General features: G+C 36.8%; 16 protein-coding genes, 1 tRNA gene and 2 pseudogenes. 16 read left to right on the forward strand and 3 right to left on the reverse strand.

Features of this window, described 5'->3' with window-relative positions:
* The first annotated feature begins 1 nt into the window (after window position 1).
* The 4 genes and pseudogenes from LUA86_RS14250 to LUA86_RS19355 all read left to right on the forward strand — a co-directional run.
* Window positions 2-1,105 carry an alpha/beta hydrolase gene (locus LUA86_RS14250; RefSeq protein ID WP_231463866.1) on the forward strand — a complete coding sequence of 368 codons (1,104 nt, stop codon included), beginning with the start codon at window positions 2-4 and terminating at the stop codon, window positions 1,103-1,105.
* 1 nt (window position 1,106) lies between these two features.
* On the forward strand, window positions 1,107-1,580 hold the full coding sequence (locus LUA86_RS14255; protein ID WP_231463868.1) for a cupin domain-containing protein: 474 nt from the start codon (window positions 1,107-1,109) through the stop codon (window positions 1,578-1,580).
* Window positions 1,581-2,171: 591 nt separating this feature from the next.
* On the forward strand, window positions 2,172-2,489 hold the full coding sequence (locus tag LUA86_RS14260) for a hypothetical protein (RefSeq protein ID WP_231463869.1): 318 nt from the start codon (window positions 2,172-2,174) through the stop codon (window positions 2,487-2,489).
* Window positions 2,470-3,261: pseudogene (locus LUA86_RS19355) on the forward strand (recombinase family protein); the annotation flags it as partial. The gene LUA86_RS14260 and the pseudogene LUA86_RS19355, both read left to right, overlap by 20 nt.
* Before the next feature lie 725 nt (window positions 3,262-3,986).
* Here LUA86_RS19355 and LUA86_RS14265 read toward each other — a convergent pair.
* From LUA86_RS14265 to LUA86_RS14275, 3 genes are all read right to left on the reverse strand, one after another.
* Window positions 3,987-4,060: transfer RNA gene (locus LUA86_RS14265), tRNA-Arg, on the reverse strand.
* Window positions 4,061-4,157: 97 nt separating this feature from the next.
* Complete coding sequence (locus LUA86_RS14270) at window positions 4,158-4,622, reverse strand: redoxin domain-containing protein (protein ID WP_231463872.1); 465 nt, start codon at window positions 4,620-4,622, stop codon at window positions 4,158-4,160.
* A gap of 149 nt (window positions 4,623-4,771) precedes the next feature.
* Entirely contained in the window at window positions 4,772-5,680 is a 909-nt protein-coding gene (locus tag LUA86_RS14275; protein ID WP_231463874.1) for an NAD(P)-dependent oxidoreductase, read from the reverse strand.
* A 161-nt stretch (window positions 5,681-5,841) separates the two neighbouring features.
* On the opposite strand from LUA86_RS14275, the gene atpD reads away from it, so the two are divergent.
* The 12 genes and pseudogenes from atpD to ilvC all read left to right on the forward strand — a co-directional run bounded on the left by atpD (window position 5,842) and on the right by ilvC (window position 17,938).
* The gene (gene atpD, locus LUA86_RS14280) at window positions 5,842-7,344 is read left to right on the forward strand and encodes a F0F1 ATP synthase subunit beta (RefSeq protein ID WP_231464180.1); all 1,503 of its coding nucleotides are present in this window, start codon (window positions 5,842-5,844) and stop codon (window positions 7,342-7,344) included.
* Between the two features lie 81 nt (window positions 7,345-7,425).
* Window positions 7,426-7,671 (forward strand): ATP synthase F1 subunit epsilon, encoded by a 246-nt coding sequence (gene atpC / locus LUA86_RS14285; RefSeq protein ID WP_231463876.1) that lies wholly within the window; start codon window positions 7,426-7,428, stop codon window positions 7,669-7,671.
* A gap of 220 nt (window positions 7,672-7,891) precedes the next feature.
* The gene (locus LUA86_RS14290) at window positions 7,892-9,139 is read left to right on the forward strand and encodes a sodium:proton antiporter (protein ID WP_231463878.1); all 1,248 of its coding nucleotides are present in this window, start codon (window positions 7,892-7,894) and stop codon (window positions 9,137-9,139) included.
* Between the two features lie 574 nt (window positions 9,140-9,713).
* Window positions 9,714-10,604 (forward strand): branched-chain-amino-acid transaminase, encoded by an 891-nt coding sequence (ilvE, locus tag LUA86_RS14295; protein ID WP_231463879.1) that lies wholly within the window; start codon window positions 9,714-9,716, stop codon window positions 10,602-10,604.
* Window positions 10,605-10,691: 87 nt separating this feature from the next.
* Entirely contained in the window at window positions 10,692-12,374 is a 1,683-nt protein-coding gene (gene ilvD / locus LUA86_RS14300) for a dihydroxy-acid dehydratase (RefSeq protein WP_231463881.1), read from the forward strand.
* 127 nt (window positions 12,375-12,501) lie between these two features.
* A pseudogene (locus LUA86_RS14305) lies at window positions 12,502-12,726 on the forward strand (ORF6N domain-containing protein); the annotation flags it as partial.
* Window positions 12,727-12,738: 12 nt separating this feature from the next.
* Entirely contained in the window at window positions 12,739-13,029 is a 291-nt protein-coding gene (locus LUA86_RS14310; RefSeq protein WP_231463885.1) for an ORF6N domain-containing protein, read from the forward strand.
* Between the two features lie 21 nt (window positions 13,030-13,050).
* The gene (ilvB, locus tag LUA86_RS14315; RefSeq protein ID WP_231463887.1) at window positions 13,051-14,796 is read left to right on the forward strand and encodes a biosynthetic-type acetolactate synthase large subunit; all 1,746 of its coding nucleotides are present in this window, start codon (window positions 13,051-13,053) and stop codon (window positions 14,794-14,796) included.
* Window positions 14,797-14,928: 132 nt separating this feature from the next.
* The gene (gene ilvN, locus LUA86_RS14320; RefSeq protein ID WP_231463889.1) at window positions 14,929-15,567 is read left to right on the forward strand and encodes an acetolactate synthase small subunit; all 639 of its coding nucleotides are present in this window, start codon (window positions 14,929-14,931) and stop codon (window positions 15,565-15,567) included.
* Window positions 15,568-15,644: 77 nt separating this feature from the next.
* Window positions 15,645-16,106 (forward strand): DinB family protein, encoded by a 462-nt coding sequence (locus tag LUA86_RS14325; RefSeq protein ID WP_231463891.1) that lies wholly within the window; start codon window positions 15,645-15,647, stop codon window positions 16,104-16,106.
* Between the two features lie 91 nt (window positions 16,107-16,197).
* Entirely contained in the window at window positions 16,198-16,377 is a 180-nt protein-coding gene (locus LUA86_RS14330; protein WP_231463893.1) for a hypothetical protein, read from the forward strand.
* Between the two features lie 79 nt (window positions 16,378-16,456).
* Complete coding sequence (gene ilvC / locus LUA86_RS14335) at window positions 16,457-17,938, forward strand: ketol-acid reductoisomerase (protein ID WP_231463895.1); 1,482 nt, start codon at window positions 16,457-16,459, stop codon at window positions 17,936-17,938.
* Window positions 17,939-18,079: the final 141 nt, after the last annotated feature.

Below are 18,079 nucleotides of genomic sequence, written 5' to 3' on the forward strand. Positions count from 1 at the left end.
TATGAAAGCTTTAAAAGAACTCGGTTTATTAATAACACTAAGCATTACAATTATGGTATCGCCAGTGCTTGCACAATCATTAAAAAAGACAGGGAATACAAACCCTTATACACTGGTATACAAAGGAGCTATAACTAAAAATGAAACAGGAAAGGTCAATATTCATCCTGTAAAATATAAGATCAATGGGATTAATATCGCTGCCAATGTTTATACCCCGGCCAATTATAATCCATCAGAAAAATATCCCTCTGTGGTAGTCGCTCATCCAAATGGCGGAATCAAAGAACAGACAGCAGGATTATATGCACAGCATCTGGCAGAAGCAGGCTATGTTACCCTTGCCTTCGATGCCGCGTATCAGGGGTCAAGTGGTGGCGAGCCCCGTCATACTGATAAGCCTCAATACCGCACTGAAGATATACATGGAGCGGCGGATTATCTTACCCAGTATCCTGGCGTTGAGGCAGACCGCCTAGGTGTTTTGGGCATCTGTGGAGGTGGTGGTTATACTTTAAAAGCAGCTCAATCAGACAAACGTTTTAAAGCGGTTGCAACTTTGAGTATGTTCAATTCAGGAGAGGTAAGACGCAACGGCTTTCAAAACTCACAGGTTAAAACCATTCAGGAAAGATTGAAACAGGCTTCAGATGCTCGCACCCTAGAAAAAGAAAGTAGTAAAATCCCTGAAGATGGACGGATAGAGACAGGTGGAAAATCAATTTTTTCAGGGGTGGCAAGTATAACCGATGAAGAAATCGCCAAGACCTCAACTGATTTATATCGTGAAGGATACGAGTATTATTACAGGAGTCATGCCCATCCCAATTCAACGTTCTTATATACGACAAGCAGTTTATTGGATTTAATGACCTGGGATGCTACAGACCAAATTGCTTTAATCGATCAACCATTGTTAATGATGGCAGGGAGCAAGGCAGATACTAAATACATGACAGATGAAGCATTTGCAAAAGTTACCAACTCGAAAAAGAAGGAACTATTCTTGATAGAAGGCGCTACGCACATACAAACTTATTGGAGGCCTGAGTACGTGAGTAAAGCTGTTAATAAATTAACCGATTTTTATAAAACCAATCTTTAATATGGCTATGAAATGTAATGGTAAATATCTAATTCTGGCAATGGTTATTGCTATTTCCTCATGCAGTAATCAAAAAAAAGAGTCAGAAAGTCAGCCCTTATTTCCACAGGGAAATAAAAACACAAGTAAAAACTTTACAGGCGAAGTATGGCTAAAGTCACTTGTCGATGCAGATACTTTAAATGGCAATACGGTAGGAAACGTTACTTTTTCTCCAGGAGCAAGAACTAACTGGCATTCGCATCCCGCGGGTCAGATAATTTTAGCTACCGAAGGCGTCGGCTATTACCAGGAAAAAGGCAAAAAAAAGATGATTCTGTATAAAGGGGATATTGTTAAATGCCCTCCAAATCTTCCTCACTGGCATGGGGCAAGTTCCGATTCAAAGTTTGTACAAGTTGCAATAAGCAGTCGCGACAAAGGGCCTGCAGTTTGGCTCGGAGTCGTACCTGATAGTGTATATTTCGCCAAATGATCCATTAATAATATTTCTTAGAAGTGTAGCCACTACAATTTAAAGGCATGGTGTTGGGCTGAAGCATTTAGGTGACAATTAGATTGGTAATGCTATGAATTAATCTAAAATACTTAGTTATAAAATCAACAAACTATTGGATCTGTTCGCTCTGTTCTGCTATTCTAATGAATCTGTTTCATCAAATCCTTTAAAAATCTATTTAAACCAATAATAGGCCAAAGTTTTTCATTATCAAAGAAGGTGGATTTGTGATAGCCCTAAAGATCTATAGATTAAATTTCGTCTCAAAAAACGAACGAATTTACCATAATCGAACGTTTTATCAGAGGAAATTGAGTATAGATAGATTGACACTTCAACTTTTCCATTTCTACAATATATTTTTGTGGATATAGACGACCACTTGTTAGAGATATGGCTTACTGAACCATATGATTCGGGTTTAACGACAAAAATGCTCAAACGTTCAAATTTCGGTCGTACTTCCTAACGGTATACCCTTTTGATTTCAGATTTTCTTACGACCATTGATGCTTAACTAAATCAATAATAAATCAAATGACTCTTCCGAGTTTAAGTATCAACCGTATGAAGATCAACAAACAAAAGCCTAATGTCCGAACACAAAAAAAAAGACTTAAAACAAGGTTGCCAATCAGTAACCTTGAAAACTTTAGTTCTGAAGATCAAACGAAGAAAACCGGTAAAATAGTACCGACTAAGCCAAAGGATTTCATATCCAAAGAATGTTCAAAGTACACTTTACATGAAAGAGAATATTTAAAGAAAACTGACAATAATATTGACAAAATATATGAGAGTAGAGAAGAAAAATTGCTAAATTTAATAGTCAAAATCATTGTTAAATCGACATTAAAGGAATTATATGGAAAAGAAGGCAATTAGATATTTAAGGTTCAGCGATAAAAAACAAAGTGAAAATTCAATAGAGCGTCAGCGGGTTGTAACTGATCATTATATACAATTGAATAAAATTAATCTGATAGATACCTTTATCGATCGTGGGAAAAGCGCCAAAACATTTGACAGACCCGATTTTATTAAATTACAGGAATTTATAGGCCTTTACCATAAAAACGTTGATTACCTATTAGTTGATCAAATGGACAGGTTTAGCCGCGATGCAGGTGAAGCCATGGGCATGGTTAAAACCTTACAATCGAAATATGGGATACAGATCATAAGCGTTTCTGAGGGCATTGAATTTGACTACGATAAACCTGGGAGTTTCTTCAGAGCTGGTCTACAACTACTGTTGGCGGAAGAAGACAACATCAATAGGAGCATCAAAATAAGATCAGGCATATATTCCAAAAAAACAAAAGAAGGAAAATTTGTTTTCCGGATTACACCATACGGATACCAAAAAATAGGCGAGCCACGAGACCGCAGGTTAGTTATCAATGAACCTGAAGCTAAAATCGTCCGGTTTATCTACGAAGCTTACTTAAAGAATGTACCACTCTACCTCATTAAACAAAAGGCTGCAGAACTTGGATTTGACAGAAAGGGTAATATGGCTATTGAAAGGATTTTAACGAATGCAGTATATGCCGGGTTAGTAGAAGCTAAAGCCTATAAAGAGCATCCTGGAGGACTCTTTCCAGCCATTCATGAGCCGATCATTGATATGATCTCATGGAAAATGGTAAACAGCAAAATTAAGAGAGTATGTAAAGCGCGTACCATCATCGATGATTCGCTTCCACTGAGAGGTATTTTAAAATGCCACTGTGGTAATTTTTTGACCGGAGCGCCTTCACGCGGCAAGTCCGGACAATATTTTTATTATTATAAATGCAGGTTTTCCAAACACAATAATATTAGCGCAAAAAAAGCGCATATGCAGTTTGACACAGCGCTCGAACTGATGAGCCTACCTGTCAGATTAGTAAAAAAAATCAAAGACGGCGCAGCACTACAGATTGAAAAAGAACTTGAAAATAACAAGAAGGGTCTGGCAGAAAAACAATTGGAACTTAGAAAAAAACAAGAACTACTATATGCTGTAGAAGAAAAATGGATAAAAAGTGAAATTGACAGGGATACCTATCAAAGATGGTGTAATAGATACAAAGATAATATAGACAACCTGAAGATAGCAATAGAAAGGTTAAATGCGAGTCATCGCGAGGCTTTCGAAATACTAAACAAACAGTTGGATGTATTAACAGACGTAAAATCAGTCTTTAACAAATTTGATACTCTAGAAAAGCGAGAATTTATAAACCTAGTGTTCGACTCAAACCTTTACTATGAAAACGGTATCTATCGAACACCTACAATGCTGAGCCTTTTATCAATCAATTACCTAAAAATGAGAGAGTTAGGAGTAATGATTGTAGACAAAAAAAGGAATGATTTAAAAATCATCCCTTCAAGTGCACTTGTAGGGATTCGAACCCCAAACCTTCTCATCCGTAGTGAGATGCTCTATCCAATTGAGCTACAAATGCATTTCCGTTTGTTAACGGACTGCAAAGGTAAGATTTGATAATTAAATTCAAAATATTATTTGAAAAAAATATTCAAAAATCTTCGCTCTCGCTTTCTTTAAGCTTTTACAGCATCATCAATTGCTTTAAAATCAGGCAAATCCTTTGCATCTTCTAAAACTTCAGCATATATAATTTTTCCTTCTTCATCTATAACAAAAGCTGCTCTTTTCGATACACCCTTTAATCCGAATACAAATTCTGGATAAAGCGAACCATAAGCTTCAGATACTTCTTTATTAAAATCAGATAATAGCGGAAACTGATAGTTTTGAACTTCTTTAAACTTCGCCAAAGAGAAAGGAGAATCTACAGAAATACCTAAAACTTCTGCATTGATGCCTTCGTAAAAGCTAAAATTATCTCTCATTGTACAAAGTTGTTCTGTACAAGTTCCGGTAAAAGCCATCGGGAAAAAGTGAATAATCACCTTTTTGCCTTTAAATGCTTCTAAAGAAACTTCAGTTAAATCTGAACTGTATAATTTAAAATCCGGGGCGTTATCGCCAATTTGTAGTGCCATATTATTATTGTTGTTATTGGTTAATTGGTTAATTTCATAGCAAAGTTTCAAAAGGAAAGAATTAGCCTATTTGTCCATTTTCAATATCCGTATAGTCTTTATACTTAATACTAGCTACTTGATACTTTTCACTTTCTACTTTCTACTTTCTACTTTCTACTTTTCATCTGCTCATCCACAATCTTCAACCCTTCTTCAAAGCTATGCGGTTTATAATCTAAATCTTTTATTGTTTTATCTAACACAAAACCCGTTTTAACCGGGCGCTTTGCAGATTGATTTAAACTTTCTGAGCTAATTTCTGAAAGAATTGATTTATTTAATGACCAATAATCGGCAACTTTTTTCACTAAATCTGCAATACTCATGTAATCTTTACCCGAAACATGATAAACACCCTGCGCATTTTTCTCTACTGCTAATAAGCAAGCTTCGGCTAAATCTTCAGCAAGTGTGGGCATACGCCATTGGTCGTTTACTACATTAATAGGCTGACCTTTTTCTAAAGCACCTTTCGCCCAAAGCACTATATTACTGCGGCTCATATCATTGGTGATGCCATAAACTAAAATGGTGCGTAAAATTGCCCAATTTGCTTTTGATGCTTTAACAGCACGTTCGGACAGAAGTTTTGTTTCGCCGTAATAGCTTAATGGATTCGGCACATCTTCTTCTTTGTAAGGTCCATCAGCACCATCAAAAATGAAATCAGTACTTAAGTGTATAAAATAAACATTTAATTCTTCGCAAAGCGATACCAGATGCTGAGTTGCATCAACATTTAGCTGATGGCAAAGTTCTTTATTGGCTTCGCTGGTATCAACGTTTGTCATAGCGGCCGTGTGAATAATAGCGTCAGGCTTATATTTTAGAATAACTTCCCCAACCTGCTCAGCATCCAGAATATCCATTTCGGCATATTCGTAGCCTTCGCTAATAGGATAGCGATTTGTGCCCTTTGACGTGGCAACCAATCTTACCCGACCCTCGGCTAATACTTTTTCGGTTATTTTTTGCCCCAAAAGGCCATTACTCCCTGTAGTTAAAACGGTTTTCATTATGTGGTTATATGCCCCTAAATTACCTATTAAAATCGTCTAAGAAAAATTTGTAATATATATTTAAAATTCGCTAATAATAACTTAACTTTGCCAACCGAATTGGAGCCCTTACAAACAGCTTTAATTCGTTGACTATAATAAATTTACTCACAACAGATATGCCTAACTTAGGAAAAATAGCACAAATTATCGGCCCAGTGGTTGACGTTAGCTTTGCTGATGATGCCCATCTACCTAAAATTTTCGATGCGTTAGAGATAACAAAAGAAAATGGACAAAAAATTGTTTTAGAAGTTCAACAGCACTTAGGTGAAGACCGTGTACGTGCAATCTCTATGGACTCTACTGATGGTTTAGTTCGTGGAATGAAAGTAGTTGATACTGGTTCAGCGATTAAAATGCCAGTTGGCGACCAAATTAAAGGTCGTTTATTTAATGTAGTAGGTGACGCAATTGACGGAATCACTGCAGTAGATAAAGCTGACGGTCGCCCGATTCACGCTACTCCTCCTAAGTTCGAAGATTTATCAACAGAAACTGAAGTACTTTTTACAGGGATTAAAGTAATCGATTTATTAGAGCCTTATGCAAAAGGTGGTAAAATTGGTTTGTTTGGTGGTGCTGGTGTAGGTAAAACGGTATTAATTATGGAGTTGGTTAACAACATCGCTAAAGCTTATGCAGGTTTATCAGTATTCGCAGGTGTTGGTGAGCGTACTCGTGAAGGTAACGATTTACTTCGTGAGTTTATCGAATCAGGCGTAATCAACTACGGCGATGATTTCTTGCACTCAATGGAAAAAGGTGGATGGGATTTGAAGTCAGTTGATACTGAAAAATTAAAAGAATCTAAAGCAACATTGGTTTTCGGTCAAATGAACGAGCCTCCTGGTGCACGTGCTCGTGTAGCATTATCAGGATTAACAGTTGCAGAATATTTCCGTGATGGTGATGGTGAAGGCGCTGGAAAAGATATCCTTTTCTTCGTTGATAACATCTTCCGTTTTACTCAGGCAGGTTCTGAGGTATCGGCTTTATTAGGTCGTATGCCATCTGCAGTAGGTTACCAACCAACATTGGCAACTGAAATGGGGTTAATGCAGGAGCGTATTACTTCAACAAAACGCGGTTCAATTACTTCTGTACAAGCTGTATATGTACCTGCAGATGATTTAACTGACCCGGCTCCGGCTACAACTTTCGCCCACTTAGATGCAACTACAGTACTTTCTCGTAAAATTGCTGAGTTAGGTATTTATCCAGCGGTAGATCCATTAGATTCTACTTCACGTATCCTTTCGCCTGCGGTTTTAGGCGATGAGCATTACAACACAGCACAACGCGTTAAAGAAACTTTACAACGTTATAAAGAATTACAAGATATCATCGCGATTTTAGGTATGGACGAATTATCTGAAGAAGATAAATTAGTAGTATCAAGAGCTCGTCGTGTTCAACGTTTCTTATCACAACCATTCCACGTAGCTGAGCAATTTACAGGCTTAAAAGGTGTGTTGGTAGATATTAAAGATACCATCAAAGGTTTCAACATGATTATGGATGGTGAAGTTGATGAATATCCTGAAGCTGCATTTAACTTAGTTGGTAGCATTGAAGATGCTATTGAAAAAGGTAAAAAATTATTAGCAGAAGCGAACTAATACGTTGTACGTAATAAGTTATACGTTTAAGTGCAAGTCGGCTGACTTAAAACTTAAAACGTAAAACGTAAAACTTTAAAAATGAATTTAGAAATATTAACTCCGGATAAAAAAGTTTTCGAAGGCGAAGTAACAGCTGTTACCGTTCCCGGAACGTCAGGTTCTTTTCAGATTTTAAAAGACCATGCTGCTATCATTTCTACTTTAGAGGATGGAGAAGTTATTATAAAAGCAAACCAAAATGACGAGCAACGTTTTTTTATTAAAGGTGGAGTTGTTGAAGCCTTAAATAATAAAATTGTTGTCTTAGCAGAAGGTATTGCTTAATCAATTTATTATATAGTTCTAAATTTATCTTTGGAACTTAAAAAAGCCTTTTTGATTAATTTCAGAAAGGCTTTTTTGTGTTAATATTACAAGTTTCATTTTAAACTCCTTTTTGGGTAAAAATTTACAATAAGCCCGAGTATATATTCCAGTCAAAAATTTGAATTGAGTATATTACCAGAATACCCAAATTATATTTTTTTTTACAATAAATTTTTAAATGGAATTATATTACTCATTCTCAGTACTCATTGTTATCGCGTCATTCTTTGCTTATCTCAATTTACGTTATCTAAAATTACCCTCAACCATTGGCATCATGATTATCGCGATGCTCGCCTCAGTTATATTGGTTATCACCGGAAGTCTATTTCCAAAAGCCTTTAATCATTTTTCTACATTACTTACTGATGTAGATTTTACCGAAGTATTAATGGGCGCCATGCTAAACTTTTTGCTGTTTGCCGGTGCCATCCATATTAATTTAAAAGATTTAAAAGAACAACGGGGACCTGTTATCATCTTCTCAACGGTTAGTGTTGTCATTTCTACATTTGCTGTAGGAGGAATATTATTTTTTCTCGGGCCGATATTAGGCATTCATATTCCATTCATTTACTGCTTACTTTTTGGCTCTTTGATATCCCCTACCGACCCAATTGCCGTGATGGGCGTTTTAAAAGAGGCAAAAGTTAAAAAATCATTAGAAACAAAAGTAGCCGGAGAATCACTTTTTAACGATGGTGTTGCCGTTGTGGTATTTGCAGTTATTCTTCAACTTACACAAACCAGTGAAGTAGAAATTTCATTTTTTAGTATATCCTGGTTATTGATTAAAGAAGCTTTCGGAGGATTTATCCTCGGTGCGCTTTTAGGCTTAGGTGCATCTAACGCTATGCGGAAAATCGACGATTATAAAGTTTCAGTTTTAATAACACTTTCGGTAGTAATGGGCGGATACCTGATTGCACATTCCATGCACATATCAGGACCCTTAACCATGGTTGCAGCTGGTATTGTGATTGGAAATTATGGTAAGCGAACAGCAATGTCTGCCATTACAAAAGATTACCTGAATAAATTCTGGGAGCTTATTGACGAAATCCTCAATGCAGTTTTGTTTCTTTTTATCGGTTTCGAATTATTGATTATTCAAAACATCACATCATATTGGATAATCGGAACTGCAAGTATCGTTATTGTTTTATTCTCGAGATTTTTATCCATATATATTCCGGTTTTACTCATTCCATTTAAAAATAAATTTAGTAACGGAACAATTAAAGTTTTGGTTTGGGGTGGTTTACGCGGAGGAGTTTCTATTGCTTTAGCCTTATCAATGGATGAGGGACCATATAAACCTACATTAATTGCGGCTACCTATTTTGTTGTTGTATTTTCTATTATCGTTCAAGGACTTACAGTTGGAAAAGTAGCATCAAGAGTTCTTTCGAAGGAAGAAGAATAGTATCACATAAATTAATATACTAATGCCAATGCAAAATTCATTGGCATTTTGTTTTTATGGACATTTCTGTAAAGATTAGTTCTATAAAAAAACTACAAAAATTTTCACTTTTTGATTAAATACAGAAGTTTTAAGAAGAAAAAAGGTGAATTTACAATGCAAGCATAACAAACATACCGTATACCGTTTTGATATTTGGTATGCGGTCATCAGCATATAATCACCAAAAGCTCCGGCAAACGAAATAATATTCGTTAATTTGACTTAAAAAAGGAATATAATTCTAATTTCACTTTTTTTTAATTTCCTTTGGATATTAATGAACCAAAAACTAAATTGGTATTTATAAACAATCAGGAAATAATGATCTATCAAAGTAACACAATTTCAAATCAGGCTACTGCAATTGCAGCTGGTAATGTTGTTTTCATACCTGTCATTATGCTCAATCTACTACTCCTAAATATTTTACCAGGAAAGAAGATGGGTTGCTTTTAATAGATATAAACTAAATATACTTAAAGCGTCCTGACAAAAACAGGGCGCTTTTTTTTAAATAATAAAACACAGTATTATGAAATACTATAATTCTAATACGATTATATACCTTGATGGAAAATTTGAAAAGGCTGTAAATAGCAGCACTGATCTTTACGGCCAATCATTGCATTATGGTTACGCTGCTTTTGAGGGTATTAGAGCATATAAAACACACAACGGCAATCGCATATTTAAAGCAGCTGCCCATTTCGACCGCCTGGAGCGTTCTTGCCAATTGGCAAATATTCCTTTCCCTTGGGATAAACAGGAATTAATAAAAGAAACTTATAAGTTGCTTACGCTGAATAAGCTAAAGGATGCATACATCCGTCCATTAGTTTTTTGCCACCCCAACATGAAATTGAATGGTCCAACCGGTGTTTCAATTTTAATCTGTGCATGGGATTGGGATGCTTATTCTGGCAATAAGTTATTAAAGTTAACCATTTCAGATTACGAGCGGCCAAATCCAAAATCTACACCAATGGAAGCTAAATTGAGCGGAAACTATGTAAACTCAATTTTGGCTACAACCGCAGCCAATATTAAAGGTTATGATGAAGCTTTGCTTTTGGATATGAACGGCTTTGTAGCCGAAGCATCAGGTGCAAACATCTTTATAGAAAAAGATGGTAAACTTTACACGCCATCTTTAGGAAATATTTTACCTGGAATTACCAGAGCAACGGTTAAAGAACTTTGTACGGTTTTAGATATCGAGTGCATCGAGCAGAAATTGACTGTTGAAGATTTGAGAAATGCAGATAGCGCTTTCTTATGTGGAACAGCTACAGAGATTGCTGGTATTGCTTCAATTGATGATATCGTTTTCCGTTCATTATGGAGAGAATCGATCGGTTATACCATACAACGGGCTTATAAAAACCTTGTGCTAGAAAAAGTGAACTACGAAGTGATTATATAGATATGAGTTTTGAGATTGAGATTTGAGAAAAAATTTTCAACTACCAACCTCTAAAACTAATGAACAACTGAACTAATAAACTAATCAATGAGCGAATTAAACAAATACAGTAAAACATTTACACAAGACCCAACACAACCGGCGGCGCAGGCGATGCTTTACGGAATCGGCTTAACCGATGCAGATATGGCAAAAGCTCAAGTTGGTATTGCAAGCATGGGTTATGATGGCAACACCTGCAACATGCACCTTAACGATCTTGCAAAAGATGTTAAAGCAGGCGTTTGGAAAAATGATTTAGTGGGTTTGATTTTTAATACAATTGGCGTTAGTGATGGTATGAGTAACGGTACTGATGGTATGCGTTATTCATTGGTTAGCCGCGACGTAATCGCTGATAGTATCGAAACTATTTGTGGCGGTCAATACTATGATGGAATTATTTCTATACCAGGCTGCGATAAAAATATGCCGGGTGCTATTATGGCAATGGCTCGTTTAGATCGTCCATCAATTATGGTTTATGGTGGTACAATTGCACCAGGTCATTACAAAGGGGAAGAATTAAATATCGTTTCGGCTTTTGAAGCATTGGGACAAAAAATCTGTGGCAATTTATCTGATGAAGATTATCAGGGCATCATAAAACACACTTGTCCGGGTGCCGGCGCCTGTGGCGGTATGTACACAGCAAACACAATGGCATCTGCTATTGAAGCATTAGGAATGAGTTTACCCTATTCCTCTTCAAATCCTGCGGTTAGTCCGGAGAAAAAACAAGAATGTTTGGATGCTGGAAAATACATCAAAATTCTATTAGAAAAAGATATTAAACCATCTGATATCATGACAAGAAAAGCGTTTGAGAATGCAATTCGGTCAATCATTATATTAGGTGGAAGTACCAATGCAGTATTACATTTTATTGCCATGGGTAAAGCTATTGGTGTAGAAATTACTCAAGATGATTTTCAACGCATGAGTGATGTAACGCCTGTGTTAGCCGATTTTAAACCAAGCGGAAAATACTTAATGCAAGATTTGCATCAATATGGAGGTATCCCTGCAGTATTAAAGTTTTTATTAAACGAAGGTTTATTACATGGCGACTGCTTAACCGTAACCGGAAAAACTGTTGCAGAAAATTTGGCCGATGTAAAATCTATTATGGATTACGACCAGAAAATCATTCAAAAACTGAGTGAGCCGATTAAAGCAACTGGTCACTTGCAAATTCTTTATGGAAATTTAGCCGAGAAAGGTTCTGTAGCAAAAATAAGCGGTAAAGAAGGCGAAAAATTTGAAGGTCCGGCTAGAGTTTTTGATGGCGAGCATGATTTAATTGCGGGTATTTCTAGCGGTCGCGTAAAGCCAGGTGATGTAATTGTAATTAAAAACTCTGGCCCTGTTGGTGCACCGGGCATGCCGGAAATGTTAAAACCAACTTCAGCAATTATTGGTGCTGGTTTGGGTAAATCGGTGGCTTTAATTACCGATGGTCGTTTCTCTGGCGGAACCCACGGTTTTGTGGTTGGGCACATCACTCCCGAATCATACAAAGGTGGTTTAATCGGTTTGGTAGAAGATGAAGATCCAATCCTAATTGATGCTGTTAATAACATCATAGAATTGCAGGTAAGCGATGATGTCATCGCAGAGCGAAGAAAGAAATATGTGCAGCCAGAGTTAAAAGTAACTAAAGGCGTGCTTTATAAATATGCTAAAACCGTTTCAGATGCCGCAAGTGGTTGCGTAACTGACGAATATTAAAATAAGTTCAGGTTTGCGGATGTAAACCTTGACCATTAGTCATCCCGACTAAATAATAAAATGAATTACTATGCAAATAATCAAAAGTATTCAAAATAGAATTTATGAAATTCGGGGTGTAAGAGTAATGTTGGATTTCGATTTGGCAGTACTTTATGAAGTTGAAACAAGGGTTTTAAATCAAGCCGTGAAGCGTAATATTCAACGTTTTCCAGATGATTTTATGTTTCAACTTACTAAGCTGGAGTTTGAAAATTTGAAATTAGAGAACAGCAATCAAGGTATGTCATCACAAACTGTGATGACATAGAATCCGAACTTGATATCACAAATTGTGATATCAAGTTATGGAGGGATTAGAAAAATGCCCTATGCTTTCACAGAGCAAGGCGTAGCAATGTTAAGCGGAATTTTAAGAAGCGAAAAGGCAATTAACATGAATATTGCCATAATGAGAGCTTTTGTTGATGTAAGAAAAATCATACTCAAACAAAATAACTTAAACGAGCAGCTCTTAGAAATTAAAGAGCGACTTGGAGAACACGATGTTCAACTAAATGAGCTTTATGATGCAATGGATAATCTTTTAGATGAAAAAATTGCACAGTTGAAATGGAAAGATAGGGAGCGAATCGGATTTAAAATAAAAGAATAATAGAACAGCAAAAACGTAATTATGGAAACTGCACAAGATACATTACAAACCGAAGCAAAGGCTGAAACAAAGCGCACTTTTAAAGGAACGGGCTCTCAGGTTTTGTTAAATGGATTAATTGAAGAAGGCGTAACAACCATTTTTGGTTATCCTGGTGGGGCAATTATGCCAATTTACGATGCACTTTATGATTACACTGATAAATTGCAACATATCTTGGTACGCCACGAGCAAGGTGGTATCCATGCCGCTCAGGGTTTTGCCAGAGCAAGCGGTAAAGTAGGTGTTTGTTTCGCTACAAGTGGCCCTGGTGCAACCAACCTGGTAACAGGATTAGCTGATGCTCAAATCGATAGCACACCTTTAGTTTGTATCACAGGCCAGGTTTTTGCACATTTATTAGGGACTGATGCATTTCAGGAAACGGATGTAATTAACATTACTACGCCGGTTACTAAGTGGAATTATCAGGTTACCGATGCAAAAGAAATTCCGGAAGTTTTAGCGAAGGCCTTTTACATTGCAAAAAGCGGTAGACCAGGACCAGTTTTAATCGATATAACTAAAAATGCTCAAATACAAATTGAGGAATTTCCTGAATATGTTAAGTGCAATCATATCCGTTCTTATCGCCCGAAACCAAAAGTTAGAGTAGAATACATCGAGCAAGCAGCTAAATTAATAAACGAGGCGAAGAAACCATTTATATTGTTTGGACAAGGTGTTGTTTTAGGCACTGCAGAACAAGAATTTAAAGCCTTTATAGAAAAAAGCGGCATTCCTGCAGCCTGGACAATTATGGGCGAAGGTGCCATTCCAACTTCGCACCCATTAAATGTTGGTATGTTAGGAATGCATGGAAATTACGGACCCAATGTTTTAACCAATGAATGTGATGTTTTAATTGCCATTGGAATGCGTTTTGATGACCGCGTGACAGGTCGCTTGGATAAATATGCAAAACAGGCAAAAGTTATTCATTTTGATATAGATCCGGCCGAAATTGACAAAAATGTAAAAGCAGATGTTGGTGTTTGGGGCGATTGCAAAGAAACTTTACCGCTTTTAACCAATTTAGTTGATGAGAAACAACACAATGACTGGGTTTCAAAATTCAGAGAATATAATCAGAAAGAAATAGACCAGGTTATCACACCAGAGCTTTATCCGCAAGGCGATGAAATGACAATGGGTGAAGTATTGCGCAACATCAACGAAATTTGCGGTGGCGATGCCGTTATTGTTACTGATGTTGGTCAGCACCAAATGGTAGCCTGTCGTTATGCAAAATTTAATAACACCCGTAGTAACATTACCTCCGGTGGTTTAGGTACAATGGGTTTTGGTTTACCGGCAGCAATAGGTGCTAAGTATGGTGCGTCAAATAAAACGGTTATTGCTATTATTGGCGATGGTGGTTTTCAAATGACGCCACAAGAGTTAGGTACGATTATGCAATTTGGTGCGGCCGTTAAAATCCTGATTTTAAATAACCGCTTTTTAGGAATGGTTCGCCAGTGGCAGGAATTGTTTAACGATAAGCGTTACTCTTCGGTAAACATTACTAGTCCGGATTTTGTGGCTTTGGCTAAAGCGTATTACATTGAAGCCGATAAGGTTGAAGAACGTACTAACCTAAGAACTGCTTTAGAAACGATGATTAACCATGAAGGTTCTTACTTATTAGAAGTAATGGTTGGAAGAGAAAACAACGTTTTCCCCATGGTTCCGCAAGGTATGAGCGTAAGCGAAATTAGATTAAAGTAATTAAAGGCTAATAATTAAAACCTGACCCATTCGTCATCTAGACTGGAGCGCAGTCCCTAACTTTCGGGAGAGCGGGATTTGACAAAGATTTCTCCACAAGGTCGAAATGACGGCAACACAAAAAAAAATATCATGACTACTGAAAATACATTAGAACATAAAATAGCAAAAGCCGATTACGAAGGTAAGCAGGAATATACCATCACGGTTTATGCTGAAAATCGTATTGGTTTATTAAACAGAATAGCGATTATCTTTTCGAAAAGAAAAATCAATATCGAAAGTTTAAATACTTCTCCATCTGAAATTGATGGCATACATCGTTTCAATATTGTGATTACGGAAAGCTATGATGTGGTGCGTAAACTTGCCCGTCAGATTGAAAAACAGGTTGAAGTTTTAAAAGTATATTTCAACACCAATGATGAAATAATTTGGCAGGAATTGGCTTTGTATAAAGTTTCTACTGATGAAATTGCCGAAAAAGTAACCGTTGAGCGTTTGCTTAGACAATACGGCGCAAGTGCGGTTGTTATTCGTAAAGATTATACTGTTTTTGCAGTTACCGGGCACAGAGAAGAAACCGATGCCCTGGTAAAAGCATTAGAACCTTATGAATTGATTGAATTTGTACGTTCTGCCAGAGTTGCAATTATTAAAGACAGCGCTGGTTTCCATGAAAAATTAAAAGAATTTGAAGCTTTTGAACCTGGCGAGGAATTAATAGAAAATGAATTCTTAGATAAAGGCGAGAAGATATTTACCATGTAATCAGTAATACGTGATAAGTGGTAAGTTATACGTAAAGGTCGTAAAACGTATAACTTACAACCTAAAACATTAAAACAATGAACGAAGTATTTGAATTTATAATTAACTCGAGAAAGGCATTTATTAAACTAATTGATGGCTTAAGCATTGAGCAACTGAATAAAATTCCTGATGGATTTAATAATAACATCATCTGGAATTTCGGGCATATTGTGGTTAGCACGCAAACGCTTTGTTATGTGCGCACTGGAGTTTTAGCCGATACCAGTTCAGTGAAATACAACGAGTTTTACAGGAAGGATACTAAACCAACCTATACTGTTACCGAAGAAGAAGTTGCCGAATTAAAGGCAATTGCACTAGAAAGTGTCGAAAAAATAAAGGAAGATTATGCGAAGGGTCTGTTTGCAAACACCATCCCCTATTCAACTGCAACTTTCGGTGCGCAACTACATAGTATTGAAGAAATTTTAATTACAACCATAGGACATGACAACCTGCATTTTGGATATGCCTTAGCATTGAAAAAATTAGTTTAAAAATGGAAGATGTGAGGCGGAAAACGGATGATGGTTTGAAACACCGAACAGAAGTTTTTTTAAACCCGATTGAAGAGGAAATACTTTTTTAATGGCTTTACTAAAAAGATTGCCACGTCATTCCACCTCGCCTGCCTACCGCAGGCAGGCAATGACGAAAATGGACGGAATGACAGGAGTTAAAAAGATTGAAACGCCCGCCTGCCGGACGGGTAGGAAAAGCGGGGCTGAAGTAACCAAAAAGCAGATACCTGAATTTCAAATAAAATAAAATATTAACCATCAAGATAAATGAACTTTAATCTTGATAATTGAACCGATAAATAAATAGAAATTAACCAATAAAAACGATGTCAAATTATTTTAACACATTACCTCTTAGAGAAAAATTAAACCAACTTGGTGTTTGCGATTTCATGGATAGCAACGAATTTTTAGATGGCGTTAGCGCATTAAAAGGCAAAAAACTAGTGATTGTAGGCTGTGGAGCTCAGGGTTTAAATCAGGGTTTAAATTTAAGGGATAGTGGTTTAGATGTAAGCTACACGTTGCGCAAAGAGGCAATTGAAGGTAAGAGAGATTCGTGGAAAAATGCAACAGAAAACAATTTCAAAGTTGGTACTTACGAAGAATTAATTCCTACTGCTGATGTGGTAATTAACCTTACGCCTGATAAACAACATACTGCGGTTGTGAATGCAATTATGCCTTTAATGAAAGATGGCGCTACTTTATTGTATTCTCACGGTTTTAATATTGTTGAAGAGGGTATGCAAATCCGTAAAGATTTAACCGTGATTATGGTTGCGCCTAAATGTCCTGGAAGCGAAGTTAGAGCAGAATATGTTCGTGGTTTTGGTGTGCCAACTTTAATTGCGGTTCACCCAGAAAACGACCCTCAAGCTAAAGGCTTAGCACAAGCTAAAGCTTATTGTGTAGGCACTGGCGGACACAGAGCTGGTGTTTTAAAATCATCTTTTGTTGCTGAGGTTAAATCTGATTTAATGGGCGAGCAAACCATTCTTTGCGGTTTATTACAAACGGGTTCAATCTTATCTTTCGATAAAATGGTTGAAAAAGGAATTGATGCAGGTTATGCCTCTAAATTGGTTCAATATGGCGTTGAAGTAATTACCGAAGCTTTAAAGCAAGGTGGTATTACGGCAATGATGGACCGCTTGAGCAATGTTGCAAAAATCAAGGCTTTCGAGATTTCTGAAGAGTTAAAAGATATTATGCGTCCGTTGTTCCAAAAACACCAGGATGATATTATGAGTGGCGAATTTAGCCGTACCATGATGGAAGATTGGGCCAATGGCGATAAAAATTTATTGAAATGGAGAGCTGAAACCGGCGAAACTGCTTTTGAAAAAACTCCGGCTGGCGATGTTAAAATTGGAGAACAAGAATATTTCGATAACTATTTATTGATGGTTGCTTTCGTTCGGGCTGGTGTAGAGTTAGCTTTCGAAACAATGGTACAAGCTGGTATCAAACCAGAGAGTGCTTACTACGAATCGTTACATGAAACGCCACTAATTGCGAACACCATTGCCCGTAAAAAATTATTCGAAATGAACCGAGTAATTTCTGATACAGCAGAATATGGTTGTTATTTATTTGATCAGGCTTGTAAACCATTATTAGCTGATTTCATGAAAAAAGTGGATACAGATTTAGTAGGTAAAAACTTTAACGAAGGCAAAGATGGAGCAGTAGATAACAGAAAACTAATTGATGTTAACGAAGCCATCCGCTCGCACGAAGTAGAACAAATTGGTGCTACTTTACGCAAAGCGATGACTGCAATGAAGGCGATTAAGACTGCATAAAGCCCCACCCTACCTCCCCAGAGGGGAGGAGACATGGAGCGAAACATCTCAATCATAGATAAGAATTGAGAGAAAAAAAATTAATATTAAAACGTTTGCCCTAATGAGGTAAACAATACTTATAACTATGCAAAGCCCTCC

The organism is Pedobacter sp. Leaf132 (assembly GCF_920984695.1).
In the GTDB taxonomy this organism is placed as follows: Bacteria; Bacteroidota; Bacteroidia; order Sphingobacteriales; family Sphingobacteriaceae; genus Pedobacter.